Source organism: Paenibacillus sp. 01L418 (assembly GCF_056400045.1).
Genome location: NZ_JBFTSN010000440.1, coordinates 1 through 5155, shown reverse-complemented (window position 1 = coordinate 5155; position 5155 = coordinate 1). Strand labels below are relative to the sequence as shown.

General features: G+C 45.6%; 7 protein-coding genes and 1 pseudogene. 6 read left to right on the top strand and 2 right to left on the bottom strand.

What is annotated here, in order from left to right; all coding sequences use genetic code 11:
- Window positions 1-99: 99 nt before the first annotated feature.
- A pseudogene (locus AC1DSE_RS29820) lies at window positions 100-520 on the top strand (SpoVR family protein); the annotation flags it as partial.
- Window positions 521-1212: 692 nt separating this feature from the next.
- On the opposite strand, the gene AC1DSE_RS29815 reads toward AC1DSE_RS29820, so the two are convergent.
- Window positions 1213-1494 (bottom strand): hypothetical protein, encoded by a 282-nt coding sequence (locus tag AC1DSE_RS29815; protein ID WP_477512536.1) that lies wholly within the window; start codon window positions 1492-1494, stop codon window positions 1213-1215.
- Between the two features lie 192 nt (window positions 1495-1686).
- On the opposite strand from AC1DSE_RS29815, the gene AC1DSE_RS29810 reads away from it, so the two are divergent.
- The 5 genes from AC1DSE_RS29810 to AC1DSE_RS29790 are packed head-to-tail and all read left to right on the top strand — an operon-like array spanning window position 1687 to window position 4000.
- A complete protein-coding gene (locus AC1DSE_RS29810) occupies window positions 1687-1929 on the top strand; it encodes a spore gernimation protein GerQ (protein ID WP_339204144.1) in 243 nt (80 codons plus the stop codon).
- 12 nt (window positions 1930-1941) lie between these two features.
- Entirely contained in the window at window positions 1942-2328 is a 387-nt protein-coding gene (locus AC1DSE_RS29805) for a spore coat protein (protein ID WP_477512535.1), read from the top strand.
- The gene (locus AC1DSE_RS29800) at window positions 2325-3461 is read left to right on the top strand and encodes a zinc-dependent alcohol dehydrogenase (protein WP_477512534.1); all 1137 of its coding nucleotides are present in this window, start codon (window positions 2325-2327) and stop codon (window positions 3459-3461) included. Before AC1DSE_RS29805 ends, AC1DSE_RS29800 begins: the two co-directional genes overlap by 4 nt.
- A 31-nt stretch (window positions 3462-3492) precedes the next feature.
- Window positions 3493-3693 carry a hypothetical protein gene (locus tag AC1DSE_RS29795; protein ID WP_339204146.1) on the top strand — a complete coding sequence of 67 codons (201 nt, stop codon included), beginning with the start codon at window positions 3493-3495 and terminating at the stop codon, window positions 3691-3693.
- Window positions 3694-3703: 10 nt separating this feature from the next.
- Window positions 3704-4000, top strand: a complete 297-nt coding sequence (locus AC1DSE_RS29790) for a spore coat protein (protein ID WP_477512533.1) — start codon at window positions 3704-3706, stop codon at window positions 3998-4000.
- 461 nt (window positions 4001-4461) lie between these two features.
- On the opposite strand, the gene AC1DSE_RS29785 is transcribed toward AC1DSE_RS29790, so the two are convergent.
- The coding region (locus AC1DSE_RS29785; protein WP_477528663.1) for an L-dopachrome tautomerase-related protein at window positions 4462-5155 on the bottom strand (694 nt) is incomplete at its 5' end.

Below are 5155 nucleotides of genomic sequence, written 5' to 3'. Positions count from 1 at the left end.
GACGTACACCGGAGAATGTTGCTATTTACTTAACATAAGCAGCACCGATTCGATAAGAATCTATATTATGGATTCGCTTAATCGCAGGCCGCTGACGCCAAACGTTTTCCGCCATGGCCAGAAAAAGATCTTATCTGGTTCATTGAGGAATACTCCCCCTACTCTGGAGGATTGGCAGCGCGATATTCTATCTATGCTTCGCGATGAGATGCTCTATTTCTGGCCGCAAATCATCGAAACAAAGATTATGAACGAAGGCTGGGCATCCTACTGGCATCAGCGAATTATTCGCGAGCTTGATCTGACTAGCGATGAAACGATTGAGTTCGCTAAGCTAAACTCCTCTGTCGTGCATCCATCACGGCACACCTTGAATCCCTATTATTTGGGCTTGAAAATATTCGGGGATATCGAACGCCGATTCGATAATCCAACGAAGGAAGAACAAGCACGCTTCGGACGCGTCCCCGGCAAGGGCAGAGAAAAAATGTTCGAGGTACGCGAGCTCGATTCAGATATAGATTGTGTTCATCTGTGATGGGAAGAAAACGAGTCGGAAGTTTGTTTGAGTTAATAGGATAGTACTTCTTAATTCTGCATTGAAAGTATAATACTGAGACAAAAAACCCGATCTATTTTGATCGGGTTTTCTATTTTTCGGACAGAGGAGGCGAAGTGGGTCGATAACTCTTATATACAGAATATTTCCTCCATCATTTTCAAGCACCAATAAGAGTTATTGATTAGTGCATCATACGTCGCAGGTTCCACTTTGCCGCCCGTAATGAGTTCGCGGTGCTCCGACACGTAGATGTTAATGCCCTTTGTCGATATTCAATTTGTAAAGTGAAGCAGGCTGTTTTCAGGGAGAGATCAAAGTCCTGCTAATTGTATAAATGGGGCTCCACTGCTTAATAATACCCGGATTCGAATAAATTTTTTGAAAATGTCCGAGACATCTCAAAAAACAAAAAGCTTCGGCACAAGCCGAAGCCTTCTGACGGTGACTCTCTGTTCCTGTGGCAAATACGTTCCTCCGAGCGTCAACGTAGATTCTTTGCCCATACGGAGAGTATCGGCTAAGGGTAAACATCATCGCAGCGTCTACTCGACATCGATAGACGATCATACCTCGACATTAGTAAGCCTGACTCCACATGTATCCGAAAAAGAAGGAGACTCTCTACCAAGCCTATCTGCGCCAAGACCATTTTATTGTTGGTCCGGTAGACGTAATGCGTTTTCTGAAGTTTGTGCTTGATCTAAAAATTCCTCKGCTTGGGTCAATTGCTGCCGGGCCGTCTCCAAAGCTTGTGAATTTGTTGCCGCATTAGGTTCACTTATCGAGTTTATCGCCTGGTTTAAAGCCGATTGCGCCTCAGAAACTGCGTTAAATGCATGCTGCTCCAGCGTATTGCCGCTCGAGTTAAGTGTACCTTCTGCCGGTTTTCTTGCATTTTCGGTGGCTAGATCAATTTTGTTTTCATTGGGCAAAGCGAGTCATCCTCCCTTGAGCAAAGATCATTAATTTAAACAGAAATAAGTATGCGGATGAGATTTTGTTTATATTCCTGCGACTGCATGGGAATATCCGGATCCCACATTTCCGGCAAACAATTTTAGTATAAGATCCGGTGCCTCGGAAAATCTAACGTTGATGAAAAAACAGGAGGTGATAATTACTCAATGAATACGCCAACGCTAGCGCCGCACGAATCGATGGAACTACATGAAGCGTTAAACTTTAAAACGCTCTGCATCGCTAAGTCAAAACTTATGCAAGGCTTGGTCTTTGACCAAGAGCTAAAAGCGTTAATGCAGAAAGACGTAATTCAATCCACACAACAAATCACCGAGCTGCAAGCAATCTACGCAAGAGTTCCTTTCCAAGCGCCTGTTCCGAATAGCCCGACACCTATAACACATTAAAGGGGAACGCAAATGAATACCGATTATTTAGACCCGATTAATTCATTAAATATGCCAGAAATGGCAGATATGACTTTTGCAATGGACTTCCTTCTTCGTGCCAAGGAGGGTGTGCGAAATTTATCCATCGCCCTGACGGAAACGGCTTCTCCGGATGTAAAAGCGCTGCTGCGCAATCATCTTAAGCAGGGGATTGCAATGCACCAAGAAATCACGGAGCTCATGATTCGTAAAAAATGGTTCCATCCTTACGAGCTGAACGAACAGTACCAACTCGACCAGCTTTCGGCGAAAAATACGGTGATGATCGGGCAGATGAATTTGTTCCCGGGTGATACGTCGCGTAAAGGGATGTTTGATCGGACCCCAGATGAACATATTGGAGGACATAAAGCATGAAGGCGGTAACGTATCAAGGGATTAAAAATGTCGTAGTCAAAGAGGTGCCGGATCCGAAGATTGAGAAACCGGACGATATGATCGTAAAGATCACCAGTACCGCCATATGCGGTTCCGACCTTCACCTTATTCACGGGATGATCCCTAACCTTCAGGAGAACTATGTCATCGGGCATGAACCGATGGGGATCGTAGAAGAGGTAGGCCCAGGCGTGACAAAGGTAAAGAAAGGCGACCGTGTGATCATCCCATTCAACATCGCATGCGGAGAATGCTTTTTTTGCAAAAACCAGCTGGAAAGCCAATGTGACAATTCAAACGAACACGGGGATATGGGCGCATATTTTGGCTACTCCGGAACGACCGGCGGATATCCTGGCGGGCAAGCCGAGTATTTACGAGTCCCGTTCGCAAATTTTACCCACTTCAAGATTCCCGAAAACTGCGAACAACCGGACGAAAAGCTAAGCTTGATCGCCGATGCCATGACGACGGCATTCTGGAGCGTAGATAACGCCGGCGTAAAGAATGGTGATACGGTCATCGTGCTCGGCTGCGGTCCAGTCGGACTACTGGCCCAGAAATTCTGCTGGCTAAAAGGAGCAAAGCGGGTCATAGCCGTCGACTATGTCGATTACCGCTTACAGCATGCGAAGCGAACGAACAATGTGGAAATCGTAAACTTCGAACAGGATAAGAATATCGGCAACAATCTCAAGGAAATGACCAAAGGCGGCGCCGATGTCGTGATTGATGCGGTAGGAATGGACGGCAAGATGAGCGATCTCGAATTTCTAGCAAGCGGTTTGAAACTGCAAGGCGGCACGATGAGCGCATTTATCATTGCGTCTCAGGCTGTCCGCAAAGGCGGGACAATCCAAGTCACTGGGGTATACGGCGGACGCTATAACGGATTCCCGCTCGGCGACATCATGCAGCGCAACGTGAATATCCGTTCCGGACAAGCTCCGGTCGTTCACTACATGCCGTATATGTACGAGTTGGTTACGTCGGGCAAAGTGGACCCTGGAGATATTGTTACGCACGTCATTCCGCTCAGCGAGGCCAAGCGCGGTTATGAAGTGTTCGATACGAAAACGGACGATTGCATCAAAGTCATCTTAAAGCCTTGAATATGGATAGATACATGGGAGGACAATCCGAATGAATTCCAATTACGCTTTGCATGAGATGCTGGAGGTTCATGAAATAGCTGCGTTCAAGACGGTTTGCATGACCAAATCCAAAACCATGCAAGCTCTGGTAACCGACCCGGAGCTCATGCAAATTTTGCAGCAAGATGTGCAATTATCACAGCAGCAGCTTCAGGAGCTCGGTGGAGTGCTGTCTAAAATGATCCTATAGGAGATAAAACATGAACACAATATTAGAACACATGGCAGGGCTTCATACGCTGACCGATGACGTGATCGCAATGGATTATTTGATGAACGCCAAGAGCGAAGTCAGAAACTACGCCATGGCCGTGACCGAATGTGCCACCCCTGAAATCAAGCAAATTTTGATGAAACAGCTCGACGAAGCCATAGACACCCATGAAAAGATAACAATCTACATGATGCAGCGGGGCCTATATCATCCCTACCATATTCCAGAGCAAATTCAGCTCGATCTGAAAAACATTCAGACCGCTATGAACATTCCGTCCTGACACCGAATTTCGTCCCAGCAAAATGTGCAAAACCACAATGGTTCAAGCGCGTTTTTGATTTTAACCGGAGACTTCAGAGAATAAAATGTTCTCCGTGTCAAAAATCCAACATTACAATAAGGGCGGATACTGTCTAGGCAGATCACAAAGAAGTGCTCCCGATCGTCATCCTCAAGAATGTGCCGTAGGATTTGGCTACATATACTGAGGTAAAGAGGATGGATGAGGATGGATCTGTCGGGGTACAGGATGGTGGACTCGCGGACCAACTTGAGGCTGATAATACTAACACGCTTCGCGGGAACTTACTTTTCGTAGTGGTTTGCCGAGAAGAACTCAAGTTGTTGATTAGCTTGTGTCATACGTTGTTCGCTCCTGGTTAGAATTGAAGATCCCCTACTCCGTAAGCGGAATAGGGGATTTAGTTTGGGATCAGGGATAGCTACATTCGTTTAAAATTATTATGAAAAGGTAGGAGCAGGGAATTCATCAATTCTCATACGAAGTAAACTATATGGTTTTTCCCGCAGGTCTCTTCCATAATGAAATCTCGCCTGCCGATGTAATTGATTCACAATGACATATAAGTATTGATCGGGGCCAATCGAAAAAGTATCCGGCCATAAAATTCTCGGGTCATGTGCGATGGTTTCCATTGCACCATTCGGCAATATCTTCCGGATACTGTTGTTTTCATAGTCTCCCGCATAAACGGTGCCGTTTGCGCCGGTGATCATTCCATCAGACGCACCTTTTTCCCCCCAATAGTGCACATATTGGGATAAATTCATGTCCTGTATCCTTCTATCTCTTAGGGCTTCTGTTGAGATTGAGAACAGTTGACGGCTGGTTAGCGGAGCATAAAATAAAACCTTTCCATCAGGAGAAATCGCTAAACTATCGGAAGCCAATCTAAATGKGGAAGTCGAGCCGTCCGGGTTTCGATTCATCAAAATTTTACCTTCTACTTTCGGTAAAAAATAGGGATCAGGTGAAGTTGATATTGCCCCATTTAACCGTCTAAACGCGTACCCATTTTCTAAATCTACGACGATAATAGCTCCTGGCCCTCTGGAAGAAGAATCAGTTATATATGCATAACCTGCTCTTCCAACACGAAATTCAAGACGGACATCATTCAGATAAGTTGTTGGC